The following is a 16,693-nucleotide window of genomic DNA, read 5'->3' as shown; positions in this document are numbered from 1 at the left end:
TTCTTATGATTATGAATACTAGACAGAACAGGCTAATCATATTCGCGCTTTTGTTGTTGACACAAACCCCGTTGGGCGCACAGCTGCATTCTACTAAAATTGAACTGCCGGAGGATTCTATATCTGCAACCATGGAAGATCCCATTCCGGCAAAGCGCAGTTTCTTTAAAAAGTTTCTTGATTACTTCAATGACGCCAATAAGGAAAAAAAGAATAAAAAGTTTGATTTCAGTGTGATAGGCGGCCCACATTATTCCAGTGACACCAAGTTCGGACTCGGACTGGTGGCAGCCGGACTATATCGAACCGATCGGATTGATACGCTTCTTCCTCCCTCCAATGTCTCTCTTTACGGAGATGTGTCGACTGTCGGCTTCTATCTGTTGGGAGTCCGCGGAAATCATCTGTTTCCAAAAGATAAATACCGCTTGAATTACAATCTCTATTTCTATTCTTTTCCCAGTCTGTATTGGGGACGGGGATATGACAATGGAGCGAACTCTGATAACGAAAGCGATTATAAACGTTTTCAGGCACAGGTGAAAGTCGATTTTATGTTTCGGCTGGCAAAGAACTTCTACATCGGCCCGATGGCCGTATTCGATTATATCGACGGACGGAACTTTGAGAAACCGGAACTATGGGAAGGAATGGCCGCGCGAACCACTAATACCAGCCTGGGACTTTCCCTCCTTTACGATTCACGTGATTTCCTGACAAATGCATATCATGGCTATTATTTGCGGATAGACCAGCGGTTCAGTCCGGCTTTTCTCGGCAATAAATATGCGTTTAGCAGTACAGAACTGACTACCAGTTATTATCAGCCGGTATGGAAAGGTGGAGTGCTGGCAGGGCAATTCCACACATTGCTTACCTATGGCGATACCCCTTGGGGATTGATGGCAACGTTGGGAAGTTCTTACTCCATGCGCGGATATTACGAAGGACGCTATCGGGACAAGGGAGTAATGGACGCGCAAATAGAACTCCGGCAACACGTCTGGAAACGGAATGGAGTAGCTGTATGGGTAGGAGCGGGAACGATTTTTCCACGACTTTCCGAGTTCACCCCGAAACACATTCTGCCTAATTATGGCTTCGGGTATCGTTGGGAATTTAAGAAGAGAGTAAATGTACGTTTGGATTTAGGGTTTGGCAAACACCAGACCGGATTTATTTTTAACATCAATGAAGCTTTTTAAAAATATAAAGAATTGGTTGGAAAATCAGGAACATCTGTTTTATCTGTTCCTGTTTATCTTGATAGTACCTAATATGGTACTCTGTTTTACAGAACCTTTACCATTTATGGCAAAAGTCGCCAATGTGTTGTTACCTTTCGGTTGCTATTACCTGTTGATGACTTTGTCGAGGAATTGCGGCAAGATGCTGTGGATTTTATTCCTGTTCCTGTTCTTCGGAGCCTTTCAGATCGTGTTGCTTTATTTATTCGGCCAGTCCATTATCGCTGTCGATATGTTTTTGAATCTGGTCACCACCAATTCGAGTGAGGCATTGGAACTGCTCGATAATCTCACACCTGCCATTATTGCTGTAATCATACTCTATGTACCTGCCCTGATATTAGGGACGATTTCAATTATACGTAAACGGAAACTTACGGTAGAGTTCATTCGCAGGGAACGGAAGAGAGCCTTCCTGGTCTTTGGAATCTCCCTCCTTAGTCTTGTCGGAGCCTATGTGCAGGATTCGGGATATGAGTTGAAATCTGATTTATACCCGCTAAACGTATGCTACAACGTAGGTCTTGCCTTTCAAAGAACAGCTCTGACACAGGATTACCACCGTACATCCAAAGACTTTACTTTCCATGCCCGGCCTACTCATCCGGAGGGAAAACGGGAAGTATATGTAATGGTCATAGGAGAAACCTCTCGTGCCCTAAACTGGCAATTGTATGGTTACGAACGTGAAACGAACCCGCTCTTATCCCGGCAAACGGGGCTGATTGCTTTCCCAAAAGTGTTGACAGAGTCGAATACGACACATAAAAGTGTCCCCATGCTGATGTCGGATGCTACTGCCTGCAACTACGACTCTATCTACCATCAAAAAGGAATCATCACCGCTTTCAAAGAGGCAGGATTCCGGACGGCTTTTTTCTCCAACCAACGTTACAATCATTCATTTATCGACTTCTTCGGAATGGAAGCCGATACGTATGATTTTATAAAAGAAGATTCGGTCAGTTCTACCTATAATCCTTCTGACGACGAACTTCTGAAATTGGTGGAGGAGGAACTGGCGAAAGGTGCAACGAAACAATTCATCGTACTTCACACCTACGGTTCCCACTTTAACTATCGCGAACGTTACCCGTCGGAAGATGCTTTCTTTACGCCCGATTATCCGATGGAAGCAGAGAGAAAATACCGGGATAACCTGGTGAATGCCTATGACAACTCTATTCGTTACACGGATGATTTTCTGTCACGACTTATCCGTATGTTGGAAAAACAGCAGGTAGATGCCGCCATGCTCTACACTTCCGATCATGGAGAGGACATTTTCGACGATTCCCGTCATCTGTTCCTCCATGCTTCTCCCGTACCTTCTTATTATCAGCTTCATGTGCCATTCCTGATTTGGATGTCCGATGACTACCGCGAAACGTATCCCGAACGTTGGAATACCGCTATTGAAAATAAGGATAAGAATGTTTCTTCCAGCAGCTCTTTCTTCCCGACCATGCTGTCTTTAGGCGGAATAGAAACTCCTTACCGGGATGATTCGCAGGCTGTGACGGCTTCGCACTACGTCCTGAAACCGAGGGTTTATCTGAACGATCACAATGATCCCCGTCCGTTGGATGATTTGGGCATGAAGAAGCAAGACTTCCAGATGCTGGAAAAGAGGAATATCAAGTATTAAGTATTAGGTATTAATCCTTGTTAATTTTTGCATCCAAAAATGGGATTGGCGTGTTATTTGCCGTATGATGTATGAACGATTAAATTCATAAAACATGGCCTATATAGATTATTACAAGATTCTTGGAGTAGACAAAAGTGCTTCTCAGGATGATATCAAAAAGGCTTTTCGTAAGTTGGCCCGGAAATATCACCCTGATTTGAATCCTAATGACCCTAGTGCAAAGGATAAATTTCAGGAAATCAACGAAGCCAATGAAGTACTGAGTGACCCCGAGAAACGTAAAAAGTATGATGAGTACGGAGAACATTGGAAGCATGCCGATGAATTCGAAGCGCAGAAACGTGCACAGCAACAAGCCGGAGGCTTTGGCGGTGCAGGAGGTTTCGGCGGATTCGGCGGTGCGGGTCAGGGTTTCTCCGACGGTAACGGAACCTATTGGTATAGTTCCGATGGAGAAGGATTTTCCGGTGGCAACGCTAGTGGATTTTCCGATTTCTTCGAATCAATGTTCGGACATCGGGGAGGAAGAGGACAAGGTTCTGCGGGATTCCGCGGACAGGACTTTAATGCCGAACTTCATCTTTCCCTTCGTGATGCTGCTCAAACGCATAAGCAGATATTGACTGTAAATGGTAAACAGGTACGTATCACTATCCCTGCCGGTGTAGCCGACGGACAGGTTATTAAACTGAAAGGCTACGGAGCCGAAGGTGTCAACGGAGGACCTGCGGGGGACTTGTACATTACGTTCGTTATAGCCGAAGACCCGGTGTTCAAACGCCTGGGCGACGATCTGTACATAGATGTGGAGGTAGATCTTTACTCTGCCGTATTGGGAGGCGAGAAAGTAGTCGACACGCTGGACGGTAAAGTGAAACTGAAGATAAAACCGGAAACGCAGAACGGTACGAAAGTCCGTCTGAAAGGTAAAGGATTCCCGGTTTATAAGAAGGAAGGACAATTCGGTGACTTGATTGTGACCTATTCTGTCAAGATTCCTACGAACTTGACCGACAAACAGAAAGAGTTGTTCCGTCAATTACAGAGTATGAACTAAAATGAATGAGTACTATGCAGACCGAATTAATAATTGTCAGTGAATACTGTCACAAATGTCATATTGAGCCTTCATTCATCGAAATGTTGGAAGAGGGCGGTTTGATTAACGTGCATACCGAAGGCGGTGAACATTATCTGCTTTTGTCGGAACTCCCGAACGTGGAACGTTATAGCAGAATGTACTATGACTTATCCATCAACATGGAAGGTATCGATGCCATTCATCATTTGCTGGAAAGGATGGAAGATATGAGGCACGAAATGCGTTCGCTTCGCAAACAACTTTTGCTGTACCGGGAACGGGAAATAGAAGATATGGACTGGTAAAAAAATAGAGCCTCTGTTTGATTCGAACAGAGGCTCTGATTCATTCAATCAGAGCCTCCGTTTTTTCAGGATGTTTATGCCGTTATTTTATAATACAATATACGTGCAAATCTCTTCCAGATAGCGTGCGTCGATAGTGTCGAAGCTATCCAATGTATCACTGTCGATATCCAGCACCCCGACAACTTTCCCCTGCTTGAGGATCGGTACTACTATTTCCGATTTCGAGTCCGAACTACAGGCTATGTGTCCGGGAAACTGCTCTACATCAGGAACAATCAGTGTACGGGCTTCTTTCCAAGCGGTTCCGCAAACTCCTCTGCCAAAGCGGATGCGAGTGCAGGCAATGGGGCCTTGAAACGGACCCAGTACGAGTTCTTCCTCTTTCACAAGGTAAAAGCCTACCCAGAAGAAACCGAAAGTCTGCTTTAAGGCTGCTGCCATGTTGGCAAGATTGGCAATGAGATCTGCTTCCGTACTTACCAAAGCATGCAGTTGCGGAAGTAACTCCCGATACTTTTCTTCCTTGCTTCCTGTGTGGATGATTAAATTTTCTGCCATCTCTTTACTATTTGATTTGGTTCAGGATGCTCGGATCTTTTATCTTATCGTCTTCTGCAAAGAAGATAATCTTAGTCAGTATCTCGGCAGTCTTCGGATCTTCATCTACGAAAGGCAGGAACAGGCGTCCGCGATTTTGCGAATGTACCGGAAGAACGGCTATCTGTGCACCACCTTCCTGATGGATCACACCGCTGCCCAGATGAATATTGTACTTACCCAGTTTACCTTCGATGTGAGCAAAACTTCCTTTTATTGTCACGTTCTTGAAATGAAACAACGGCATCGTCAGTTCCACCAGTACGCTGCGCATCTCGATGGTAGAGTGGCTGGTTTCCGGGTCAACGCTTCCGGCATGGGCTACGCTTACTGCCAGGTCTACGTCTCTCATTACTTCGGAGAAGATGACAGGAGGAATCTCCGAGATTTTCATCAACTTGTAGTCTTTGCGGCTATGGAAGCAGACATATTCCAATGTCGGAGCTTCGATATCGGCAGGAGAGAACCAGTCTGCCATGGCATAGATGGTGGCGATGATATTCTCTTTGTAATATATCTTTTGAAGGCCGTCTTCATAATCGGCTACCCAACGGCGCCCTTTCAGTACGGCAACCGTTTTCTGCGGTTGAATCTGATTGCCGGCATAGCGGCGGGATTGAGTGGCTTCTATTTCTTCCGGAGTCGGAACGTAAAGTTCGCGGAATACCTGTTTGAAAGGTTGGCGGATTGATTTATCGAACAGGAATTTTTGATAAGCATGCCAGTCTCCGCTTGTATACAGGTCTGTGGGGTGCGCGATGCGTAACTCGTCTTTCGGTTTTAACGGGAGGCAAACGGCATTCACTGTAATCAGCAATCCATCGGTGTAGAAGCCCGTCTGTCCGTTGCAGATGAAGACGAGATGTTTCAGTAATGGCCAGATAACAGGATTCTGCATCAGCTTGCGCAATTCGTTTTCTTCAAAATGGGTGCAGTCTTCCATCGCCTGTTCCAGCATGATGCGCGAACGGGTGTACTGGTCTTTCAGCTTTTTGTGTACCGCTTTCAGTTCTTCTATATACGGATGCTTTTTCAGCTTGGCAGGCATGCTGTTGAGCTCTTTGCCGTCTTTGATTTGCTTAATCTCCGATTTGCCTTCCTCGTTGATTTGTACATACACTTCTACGCCGTCTATCTCTTTGGGGGACAGGTAGGGAAGAAGTTCTTTAATCAGTTCGGTTTCCATGCTCCAGGTCAGGCGGGTAACGTCTCCGTAACCGGAGTTGCGTGCCAGGTTTTGCAGGGCGATGTTTACCGCTTTCTTTTCGCTTTCCTGTCTTTGAGCACCGAATTCCTTGCTCTCTTTCAGGAACTTTTGCAGGTATTGATAACGATCCAGCAGTTCTTTATCCGGCTTCCGTCCCAATGGGATGAGGCCGTAGCTCATCAATAAGTCTTTGTTGCGCTTGGCTATTATTTCTTTCTTTATATCTGCCGCCTTCACTGCACCGTTGGTAGCATCGGCAAACTTACGGGCACGGGTATGGCTGTTGCTGCATGAAATATATTTGGCGGCATTGTAGACCACTTCGAAGCGTTGCTTGCCAATTGTCTTAAATGCATCTTTGAACCAGTCGATGTCAAAAGCACCTTCCCGCAGGTCATCTACGTCGATGGGGGTGTAGCGGGCGATAATCGCTTTCTTCTTGTCGTCACACGTTTCGTTGGTGTGGGCGTGGAAATAATAGGCTGCACTTGTCAGTCCTTTCCAGCCTATTGCCTTTTCGGTCAGTTCAATCCATTGTGGGGCGAACATGGCGGCTTCTACCAGTCGCTCGTCGCTGATTTCGGCTTGCTTCGCCAGTTTCTTCAGATTCTCGCTGGTGTCCGTAGGCAGGGGATGACAAGCATGGAGCAGACTGCTCAATACACCCCGTTTGGTGCTGCCCCAGTTGTAACTGTCACGTATGAAAGTATCTTTGCCAAATGCTTGCAGAATACGGATAAATGTTTCGGCTCCATAGACGTAGCTTAGTTCTTCTGCAAGGGAGGTGACTTGTGTCTCTGAGTCTCCACGTTTTAATTCGATTTCAAGAATCCGGTCTACCACCTTTTGGGCGAGGGAACGGAAGAGGGAGAAGTCGATGTTTTTGATATCGGCGTATCTTTCTTTTTCCTTGTTGAAACGAACGTTGTCGTTCAATACCATGGTGATTGCTTTGATCTGGCTGGGAGAGCTGGTGCGTCCCATCATTTCACGGTATACTTCCTCTGTCGGGATGATTCCCAGCATCCAGGCACGGGCGAAGTCTGTGGCATGGAGATAAGAGTCTGTTTCCTCTAGTTCGGGGGTGTGCTCCATGTAGTTGGTGAGCTTATAAAGCTGATAGCGCACTGTGAAATAGCGGATAAAGAGATCATCATTCATGGGCTTTTGAGGCATCTCGAGCCAGAAGTTCACGAATTTGTTGTTATGTATCGGATAAACGACCTGTTTTTCTCCGTATTCCAGTTTGTCCCGAAGCCATGCATGCTTACTGGTGTACTGGCGGAAGATGTTTTTGGTATTTAGCAAAGGCAATAGTTGGAGCAGCATATTGACGGCCAGTCGTTGATAGACGGCTTCATCTTTGTATTCGTATGCCAGTGCTTCGATGATGTCACTCATCTGTTCATAGTACGGCATCTTGCGGAGGTCTTTTTGCAATCCGCGGTAAGTGATGCCGGCATACATCCGGTTGACAAGCGGCTCAAAAGTATTACTTGATTTCTGGTCTGCCTTGATGTCTTCTTCATCTTCCTCGTCGGAGTCGTCTTCGTCTTTAGCGGTACCTGTCGATGCAAGCATGAAACTCATCATCAGCAATTTGTCGTAGCTTCCTATTTCTTCTTCGTAGAAGGCTTTCCACAATTCCGGGAATCCGAGTCCGCTCAATCCTCCGTAGTTGCTCCAGTTTATCAGGACACTGTTACCTACCAGACGTGCTTCTCCGTAACCATTTTTGAATTCTTCATTCTTGTAGGTTTCGATGTATTTGCTTAGTTTTTTGAAAACGAGTTTGGCCCTTCCAAAGCAGATGAATTCGAATGCTTTTTTAACGTTGAATCCTTTGTCCTGGGTAATTTCCGGCAGACTGACTTCAAGAGACGGATCGTACAGACCGAAACCGTTATCTTTGGTATAATGTTGTGTGACGCTCTCTTCTGTTCCATCGCCAATCAGAGATTCTATCAATACTTTTTCTTTCGGGTTCGGCTTCTGAATCTCTTTAACTGTCGGGATCAATTCCTGATAGATATCTTGCAGGAATTCTACATTGTGTATGGTCTTCATCATGTCCAATCCTGCCAGGCGGCGTTCGGCAACCTTGTCTGTTAGCAAGCGGCGGATGCTGTCGGCTAGCTGTTCTTTGGGCTGTTTCATCAGCAGATTGATAGCATGGATACGCATTTCGCTGTATTTGAAGCGCAGTAACTCTTCTACTTTCTGGTTTTGTTCGGGCGATAAGGTCATCTCGGACAATGCTTTATATGCTTCTTCACGCACATCTTGCGAACGGTCTCCCAGTGATTGCAGTACATATTCTTCCTGTAGCGGACTGGTCGGTGGAGCTAATACAACACCGATATAGCCTGCCCGCATATAAGTATCCAGAGAGGGCAGATAGCTGCAAAGATCGTCTTTCAATGCAGAATTATTAGTCATCCAGGTGATATATGCCATTTTGAGAACGATTTCCGAACGGGTGAGTTCTGTGCTTTCCCAAGGGAATACATAAGGAGAATAAATCTCTTTGGCAGAGATGGACTGATAGATTTGCTTCAGATATTCATAATGGCGGACCGCCTCTTCTTTGCTATCAAAATAGTCGTGGAGTGACGGGGCGTCTTTGTGCCCTCCATACCGGCTAAGATAGAGACCGGACAGATACAACGGTAAGATAGCCGCCACCACCGACGGTTCCTTATACCATCTTTCAAAGGCATTTTTACTGATGCGGTGGTTCATGCCGGAGTATTGCGTACAGCGTAAGAAATAAAGTAATGTCTGTACCTGGTATTTAGCACCTTTCTTGATAATTTCCGGTACGAGCGTCTGAATCTCTTCCGTATTATAGAATCCGATGCTCCATAAAGCCAGATAGAGTTCGACTGTATCTTTGCTTTGAAGAGCACTGTGTGCTTGTTTCCGGTCGTTCAGAAAACGATGGATCAGTTCTACATATTTATTGGTGATACGTTCGCTGCTGTCTTGTTCTCCGATACCCGTACTGACTGCAATACCGCGTTTCACGGAAGCAAATCGTTGCAGGCCGTTGTCGCAGATGACCGAGAAAAGATGGAGATAACTTTCGGGACAACCTTCGTCCATCGTTTCCACGATAGCTTGGCGGAGACCCTCCTGTAACTTGGCTGCCAGAAGTAACTTCCCTTCCAGTTCCAGCAAGGGGCGGTATCCACTTACTGCGATAGCCTGGAGATGTCCCTGGTTGAGGCGGTTGGCGTTATTCTCACTGGTCAGCACATTGTTGAGGTATTCAATGACAGTCTGGTTGCCTTCTGCTATTTGGGCGGCCATCCAGTTTTGGCAGTTCATCGAATCCTTGTATGCTTCTATTTCTTCCGGAGTGTTTCCTCCGTTCAGTATGGCTTGAACCGTAAATCCGGTGGCGCGCAGTTTCAGAAACTGGGTCAGTGCATCTATAACGTGGCCGATATGCAGAAGAGGATTTGCCGACCGTTGTGACCGGCGCGAGTATCCGTGAGTGTACGGGCACCGTGCTTTGAGCTTCAGATAGGTGTGGAACAGGTGGGCGTACTCGTCTCCCAATAGATAGCGGAGTAGCTTGTTCAATTTACCATCGAAAAGATTGGCAACGCTTTTAATCTTCTCTTCTTGGATAATATAGATGATGCAAGGCTCTAATTTATCGCTGTATGCACCATACCGGGTATCCATGTTGAAGTATTGCATAAATACATCCAACAGTGCCATTGTCTCTTTGTCTAAACTGGTTCTCTTTTTCGTTAACCTTTCCAGGTACGGAGCAATCCGTTTATTTAATGCGTCATTGTAAATCAGTCTCATGATTCTTTTCGTTTTAAATGTGTTTTATAGGATAATGATTACCATAATCTTCCCGACAGCATAGCGAGCCGGATGAAGGTTAAGGTAGATTCTTCTTTAAGTTGGATGGGAGAGGATAGGTCTCCGGTTTCCGTATCATCCATGAAGATACGGAAAATTCCGTCCTCATAGGATTGCAAAGCATTGGTGATGGCTTCGACTTCTGCGGCAGGTTTGCCATTATAGTTTACTGCAAACCCTACTTTGCCGGAAGCTGTTTTATTTTCCACTTCTTCCTGTGTGAGGTATTTCAGCACTTCGCTCTGTTGCAAGCGTTCATTGTATTCGCAGACTTGCCAACTGACGATGGCTTCGATCAACCCCTGTACATTGACAGGCGGAACAGGAAAATCGATAGGAATCTTTTCGATACTGCACTTTCGCTTTCCTAACTGTTTGATTTGGATATATACTCTCATATTCTCTTTATTGGGTGATCTGGATACTTGATGTAATGGCATTCAGATCGGTTTCAGCTTCTTCGTCATAGACAAGCATGACAATAGCAAAAGATCGTTTCTTGCTCTCTTGAAAGTAATGCAACGCTATTTGTTTTACATCCTCTCCCGGTTCATCAGGAGCCCCGATGTGCAGGGGATTCGTGATCTTTGTCATGGGGAGTCCGTTGATGTTGACATTGCTTAGTTGGTAATCTTCTGACGGTTCCCCTTGTGCATTTCTTGGGAGAGTGAGTGATAACTCTTTCATGTGTTCAAACTCCTTCTGCGTGTCGTAGGTGAGGGCGGTAATCGTTAATTGATTCCCTCCGTTGACCAGCATGAGTAATGGAGGTTCCGCACCGTCAATAATTCCTTTTGCTCCTGCTATTTTTATCCAGTTGGTAGGATACTGGCAACTGAATTTGGTGGCTGCATCATAATAAGATAGCCACGTATCGTCATTGCCGACAGGCGTATATGCCGGAACTTTCCTGCTGGAAAGATTGTCCGTAGCATTCACAGCGGAATGATTACTGTTCTCGTTTTCCTCTTCCAGTTCACCATTCAGATAGGCTTCCACAATGCCGCTTTCCCATTCATTGCGTATCTCCGGGTAAAGAGGAGGAACGTTTTTGCACAGGATCATGAAGCTGAACAGGAATATACAGAATATACCAAGCTCCCCGATGATGGAGACAGTCCGCTGTGCATCGGGTTTCTCGAACTTGTAGCCGACCACGTATATAATTCCCAGAACAAACCCGCTTAACAACCCGCCAATATGGGCGGCATTATCAATGCCGGCTTTCATCCCGTAAACCAGATTATACCCCACAAAAATGAGGATGCTGGTTAACAATGCCTTTCGTTGTTCTTTGGCGATGCGATGAAAGAGGAGGAATGCAAGGAATATACCGTAAAGTCCGAAGATAGATCCGGAAGCTCCGGTGCTGATTGTCTCACCGTGCATATACAGGCTGAATGCAGCCGAACATAATCCGGTTAGCAGGTATGAAACGAACATACGGCGTCCTCCTATCAGTTCTTCCAACAGAAGTCCTACATACATGAAAGCATACATGTTCATCAGGAGATGGAAAGCTCCGATATGTATGAAGTTGCAAGTCACTGTGCGCCACCAGTCACCGGTCAGAGTCAGCGGTCCGAAGTCGGCTCCCCATTTCAGTAGTGACAGAGTGGAAGGAGACATAATACCCACTCCGGAAGCAATCATTACAATGAATACAAGAATATTGATGTCTATCAGGATGGGAGTTGCTATAAATCCTTTGCGGGGAATGAAGAAAGACAGGAAAGAGTTCCTCTTCTTTTCTTCCTCTATGTAGGCTTTTTCTTCTTCTGTGAGCGGGCGGTTGAACTCTTCTTCGAAATCTTTGGCCCTTTGGGCTAGTTCTTCCGGAGTGAGTGAGGCTTTTATTTCTTCCATTGTTTCCCGTAACTTCTGGATATTTTTTCTGTTCTTTCCATAATCAACAAATTGTACGGAAGAAGACTGACTGCGAACGGATACTTCCCCGTCACTTCCCTTTTCTATGGTAAAGGTTATTGCCTCTCCATGGGAGCGTATACTGAACGGGACTTCAAACCGGATTCCTTCCGGAGTTACTTCCTCGATATTCCACTCAAGTTTTTGAGAGGCTTCGAGAGCCAATATAAGGATTTCCGTGTTTGATAAACCTGGCAAATACAGTTTGTCATTATATGAAGGTTTGAGTGCCATATTTCTATCTCTATCTACATTCATCAATTAAAAAATTACTTATCTCACTGACAAATGTATAGAATAATAATGGAAAATAATAGAATATGACAAATAAAAAAAGCATCCATTTCGTAAGAAAGGATGCTTTTATCAGATTTAGTCGATTATTTGTTACTTTTTGTAGAACGCCAAATCTTCTTTGTCGAAGTTTTCGATGAAATTTGTATGCTTTTCTACTTCCGCTTCTGCATAGTTCAAATATACGTGTGCAGATTTGGAGAACAGTTCAGAAGACTTGCTGGCATCTTGAATTAGTAAGTGACACATGATAATATCAGCAGCCATTTCCACCAGTTTGCGAGCGGTGAAGTCAAGCAATTCCTGATCCTGTACTTCTTTCACAGCGTTGGTACTTGCTTCAAATTTGTCAGCCATCTTCTTCAGGCGAGACATCAGCGGTTCCATTTCCGGTGAACAAGGAATGGCCTCAAACTCGCGGATAGTAGCGATGTAAGAACCATTAGTCACGTAACGGATAGCGGCTACAGTCTGCAACTGGGTAGTTCCTTCGTAGATGCTGGTGATACGTGCGTCGCGATAGATGCGTTGGCAAGCATATTCCATCATGAATCCTGAACCACCGTGAATCTGGATACAGTCATAAGCGTTCTGGTTAGCATATTCAGAGTTCATACCCTTAGCCAGCGGAGTAAAGCTGTCTGCTAGTTTGGCGTATTTTTTCTGTTCCTGACGTTCTTCCGGAGTCAGTTTACGTTCGCGGGAAATATCATCCAATGCTTTGTAAATGTCTACGTAGCGAGCTGTTTGATACAGCAAAGCACGTCCGGCATCCAACTTACCTTTCATGATAGCTAGCATATCGTATACTGCCGGGAATTCGATGATTGCTTTACCGAATTGCTTACGGTCTTTAGCATAAGCCAATCCCTCATTGTAAGCAGCTTGGCTCAATCCTACAGACTGCGCAGCAATACCCAGACGGGCACCGTTCATTAAAGCCATAACGTATTTAATCAAACCGAGTTTGCGGTCACCGCAAAGTTCAGCTTTTGCATTCTTGTACACCAGTTCGCAAGTAGGAGAACCGTGGATACCGAGTTTGTTTTCGATACGACGTACGTTCACACCACCCTCATTCTTGTCATAGATGAACATAGAAAGACCACGACCGTCTCTTGTACCTTCTTCCGAACGAGCCAATACCAAGTGAAGATTAGCATCACCGTTTGTAATAAAACGTTTTACACCGTTCAGCAACCAGCAACCGTCTTTTTCGCTATAAGTTGCTTTCAGCATAACTGCCTGTAAGTCGGAACCTGCATCCGGTTCGGTCAAGTCCATAGACATCGTTTCACCTTGGCATACGCGAGGAATGAAACGGCTGTGTTGGTCAGCGTTACCGAATTCGTACAGTGTTTCAATACAGTCCTGCAAAGACCAGATATTTCCGAAACCGGCGTCGGCAGCAGCCACGATTTCTGCACACATGGTGTACGGAGTGATCGGGAAGTTCAAACCGCCGAATCTGCGTGGCATGGTCATACCGTTCAGGCCGGCTTTCACCATAGCGTCCAGGTTCTGTTTGGTTCCGGAAGCATATTCTACGCGACCGTTAGCACAGTGAGGACCTTCTTCGTCTACACCTTCTGCGTTAGCAGCAATGATTTCTCCTGTGATTTCTCCTGTAATCTCCAATACTTTGTCGTAAGAGTCTACAGCATCTTCGAAGTCCAGCGGAGCGTAGTCGAATTCATCTTTATCTCTGTAATTGCGTTCTTTGAGTTCGCAAATACGTTTCATCATCGGATTGTTCAAGTGAAACTTGAGTTCCGGTATGTCTGTATAATAATTAGCCATCTTTCCTTACTTGCTATTTTGTTTATAATACTTAATCATCTTCGGCACAACTTCTTCGATACTTCCGTTGATTACGTAATCGGCAATCGTATTGATCGGAGCATCCGGATCGTTGTTAATGGAGATGATGATACCACTTTCCTGCATACCGGCGATATGCTGAATCTGTCCGGAGATACCGCAAGCGATGTAGAGTTTTGGACGAACCGTAACACCAGTCTGACCGATCTGACGATCATGGTCTGCGAAACCAGCGTCAACAGCAGCACGGCTGGCACCTACTTCTGCGTGAAGTTCTTTAGCGAGGTCGAACAATAGGTTGAAGTTTTCTTTCGAACCTACACCGTAACCACCGGCTATGATGATCGGAGAACCTTTCAGGTTGTTCTTTGCCTTTTCTACATGGCGTTCGATGACTTTCACTACATAGTCCGTGTCGGCTACATACTTTTTCACGTCGTGACGGATTACTTCTCCCTGATAAGTCGGAGAGAGGATTTCTTTCTTCATCACACCTTCGCGAACGGTTGCCATCTGCGGGCGGTGTTCCGGGTTCACAATCGTAGCAACGATGTTACCACCGAATGCCGGACGGATTTGATATAACAGGTTCTTATAAGTCTTACCTTCTTTTTTGTCTTCGTGGTCACCGATTTCAAGTGAAGTACAGTCGGCAGTCAATCCGCTGGTCAGAGCAGAAGAAACGCGCGGACCGAGGTCACGACCGATAACGGTAGCACCCATCAAACAGATTTGCGGTTGCTCTTCTTTGAAGAGGTTCACCAGGATAGCTGTGTGAGGAAGTGATGTATAAGGGTAAAGGCCTTCACCGTCGAAAACGTGAAGTTTATCTACTCCGTAAGGAAGGATTTGTTTTTCAATATCTTTGAGGCCGCTTCCGGCAACTACAGCTTCGAGCTGACAGTTCAACTGGTTGGCTAACGAACGACCTTTGGTCAGAAGTTCGAGGCTAACGTCTGCAACGTTACCTTCTTCTATTTCGCAATATACAAATAAGTTATTCATGATTATCCGATGGTGTGGTTAGCTAATAGTTCAACAATCAGGTCTTCCACGTCACGGTCGCTGCCGCTGATGGTTTTGCTCTCTTTAGCCTGGAACACGATGTTCTGGATGGCTTTCACTTTTGTCGGCGAACCGGACAGACCGCATTGTGCAAGGTCACCGTTTACGTCGGCTACACTCCATTCTACCAGATTCAAATAATCACGCTTGTCATACAAATCGGTATAATCAAGGTTACCTTGTTGTTTTTCGGTAACTGTTTTGGCGTGTTTGTATTTCTGAACCAGTTTCGCATTGCGCGGACGGCAAGGAGCGGCAGAACCGTTTACGGTAATCACGATAGGCAGCGGACCCTCTACAGTTTCTACACCACCGTCGATATGACGTTTCACCTTGATTTTACCATCGCCCACTTCCAGAATTTCTTCTGCGTATGTGATTTGCGTCAATCCTAGCTTCTCTGCTACCTGCGGACCTACTTGCGCCGTGTCACCGTCGATAGCCTGACGACCACCAATGATAACGTCGCAATCACCGATTTTGCGGATGGCAGTAGCCAATGCGTAAGACGTAGCCAGTGTATCTGCACCAGCGAAAGCACGGTCGGTCAGCAAGTAACCGTTATCTGCGCCACGGAAAAGTCCTTCACGAATAATGTCGGCTGCCCGTCCCGGTCCCATGGTCAGGATGGTTACGGTAGAGCCTGGATGAGCATCTTTCAGTCGAAGAGCTTGCTCGAGAGCATTCAGGTCTTCGGGGTTGAAGATAGCGGGAAGTGCCGCGCGGTTAATCGTCCCGTCGGCTTTCATGGCATCTTTCCCAACATTACGTGTGTCAGGAACTTGTTTTGCCAATACAACAATTTTCAAACTCATGCTATAAATTTTAGTATTAGTATTTCTACAAGTTAGCAGCCAGTAGTCAAGTAGTAATATCTTGCTATCCAAACTATCCGGTTAACTATCAGCGTGCAAATTTACTCAAACGCTTGGTTCTGACAAGAAATCCGAGTAAAAAATGCACAGGTTTAAGATTTTTGAGCAAAAGAGGAGGGTTTTTATAGATTTAATTCAGGGTTGACAAAGCGTTTATGGGCAGTCTGCCGGATTGTCCGGCAGACTGTTGATGAATTCCGGATTATTTGATAAGTTCGTAATAATGTGCATTCGTGAAATTATCATTCTTGAAAATAGCCTTTTGCATAATTCCTACTTTCGTGAATCCCACTTTCTCTAATACCCGCATGGATGGGGAGTTATGCTCAAATACGACTGCGAATACACGTACCTTATCAGTGTGTTCGAAATAATAGTTGATGGCTTCTTTCAGGGCGTCAGTAACGATTCCCTGGTTCCAGAAAGGTTCTCCAATCCAGTAGCCTACTTCTGTACTAAAACGTTCTACATCCGTAGCGGGTACAAAACCGATACTTCCAACTGCTTCTCCGTTTACCTCAATGCAGAAATCTTGAATGTTTTCTTTCGCTTGTACCATAGAGAGAAAAACGTTAGCATCTTCCTGACTATAAGGATAGGGGAGACCGTCACGACAGTTATCCCAAATATTCTTGTTATTGAGATATTGGGCTAATGATGCTACATCTTCGGTTTGCCAGGTACGGAGAGTATAGTTTTTCTTCTGCACAATAATTCCTGTTTTTTGTACCATATCATC

General features: G+C 45.4%; 12 protein-coding genes. 4 read left to right on the top strand and 8 right to left on the bottom strand.

The genetic code is table 11. From position 1 onward, the window contains the following. Positions 1-5 precede the first annotated feature (5 nt). From NQ505_RS24775 to NQ505_RS24760, 4 genes are all read left to right on the top strand, one after another. Positions 6-1,205 (top strand): BamA/TamA family outer membrane protein, encoded by a 1,200-nt coding sequence (locus NQ505_RS24775; protein WP_008999737.1) that lies wholly within the window; start codon positions 6-8, stop codon positions 1,203-1,205. Further along, complete coding sequence (locus tag NQ505_RS24770; protein ID WP_004307144.1) at positions 1,192-2,895, top strand: phosphoethanolamine transferase; 1,704 nt, start codon at positions 1,192-1,194, stop codon at positions 2,893-2,895. Before NQ505_RS24775 ends, NQ505_RS24770 begins: the two co-directional genes overlap by 14 nt. A 94-nt stretch (positions 2,896-2,989) precedes the next feature. Further along, positions 2,990-3,955 (top strand): DnaJ C-terminal domain-containing protein, encoded by a 966-nt coding sequence (locus NQ505_RS24765; protein ID WP_004301036.1) that lies wholly within the window; start codon positions 2,990-2,992, stop codon positions 3,953-3,955. A 14-nt stretch (positions 3,956-3,969) separates the two neighbouring features. Beyond that, a complete protein-coding gene (locus tag NQ505_RS24760; RefSeq protein WP_004307142.1) occupies positions 3,970-4,284 on the top strand; it encodes a chaperone modulator CbpM in 315 nt (104 codons plus the stop codon). Between the two features lie 87 nt (positions 4,285-4,371). Here NQ505_RS24760 and NQ505_RS24755 read toward each other — a convergent pair whose 3' ends face one another. The 8 genes from NQ505_RS24755 to NQ505_RS24720 all read right to left on the bottom strand — a co-directional run bounded on the left by NQ505_RS24755 (position 4,372) and on the right by NQ505_RS24720 (position 16,687). Continuing rightward, positions 4,372-4,845, bottom strand: a complete 474-nt coding sequence (locus tag NQ505_RS24755) for a GAF domain-containing protein (RefSeq protein WP_004327073.1) — start codon at positions 4,843-4,845, stop codon at positions 4,372-4,374. Positions 4,846-4,852: 7 nt separating this feature from the next. Further along, a complete protein-coding gene (locus NQ505_RS24750; RefSeq protein WP_008999738.1) occupies positions 4,853-9,913 on the bottom strand; it encodes a DUF4132 domain-containing protein in 5,061 nt (1,686 codons plus the stop codon). Between the two features lie 38 nt (positions 9,914-9,951). Further along, a complete protein-coding gene (locus NQ505_RS24745) occupies positions 9,952-10,371 on the bottom strand; it encodes a hypothetical protein (protein WP_004301032.1) in 420 nt (139 codons plus the stop codon). A gap of 7 nt (positions 10,372-10,378) precedes the next feature. After that, complete coding sequence (locus tag NQ505_RS24740; protein ID WP_008774824.1) at positions 10,379-12,133, bottom strand: rhomboid family intramembrane serine protease; 1,755 nt, start codon at positions 12,131-12,133, stop codon at positions 10,379-10,381. Between the two features lie 153 nt (positions 12,134-12,286). Continuing rightward, on the bottom strand, positions 12,287-13,993 hold the full coding sequence (locus NQ505_RS24735) for an acyl-CoA dehydrogenase family protein (protein WP_004301030.1): 1,707 nt from the start codon (positions 13,991-13,993) through the stop codon (positions 12,287-12,289). Between the two features lie 6 nt (positions 13,994-13,999). Continuing rightward, on the bottom strand, positions 14,000-15,019 hold the full coding sequence (locus tag NQ505_RS24730; protein ID WP_004301029.1) for an electron transfer flavoprotein subunit alpha/FixB family protein: 1,020 nt from the start codon (positions 15,017-15,019) through the stop codon (positions 14,000-14,002). A gap of 2 nt (positions 15,020-15,021) precedes the next feature. Then, positions 15,022-15,894, bottom strand: a complete 873-nt coding sequence (locus tag NQ505_RS24725) for an electron transfer flavoprotein subunit beta/FixA family protein (protein WP_004321625.1) — start codon at positions 15,892-15,894, stop codon at positions 15,022-15,024. Between the two features lie 262 nt (positions 15,895-16,156). Beyond that, the gene (locus NQ505_RS24720; RefSeq protein WP_004301027.1) at positions 16,157-16,687 is read right to left on the bottom strand and encodes a GNAT family N-acetyltransferase; all 531 of its coding nucleotides are present in this window, start codon (positions 16,685-16,687) and stop codon (positions 16,157-16,159) included. Positions 16,688-16,693 lie beyond the last annotated feature (6 nt).

The sequence above is a fragment of the Bacteroides sp. D2 genome (assembly GCF_025147085.1).
Classification (GTDB): Bacteria; Bacteroidota; Bacteroidia; order Bacteroidales; family Bacteroidaceae; genus Bacteroides.
This window is presented reverse-complemented; position numbering and strand designations above follow the sequence as displayed.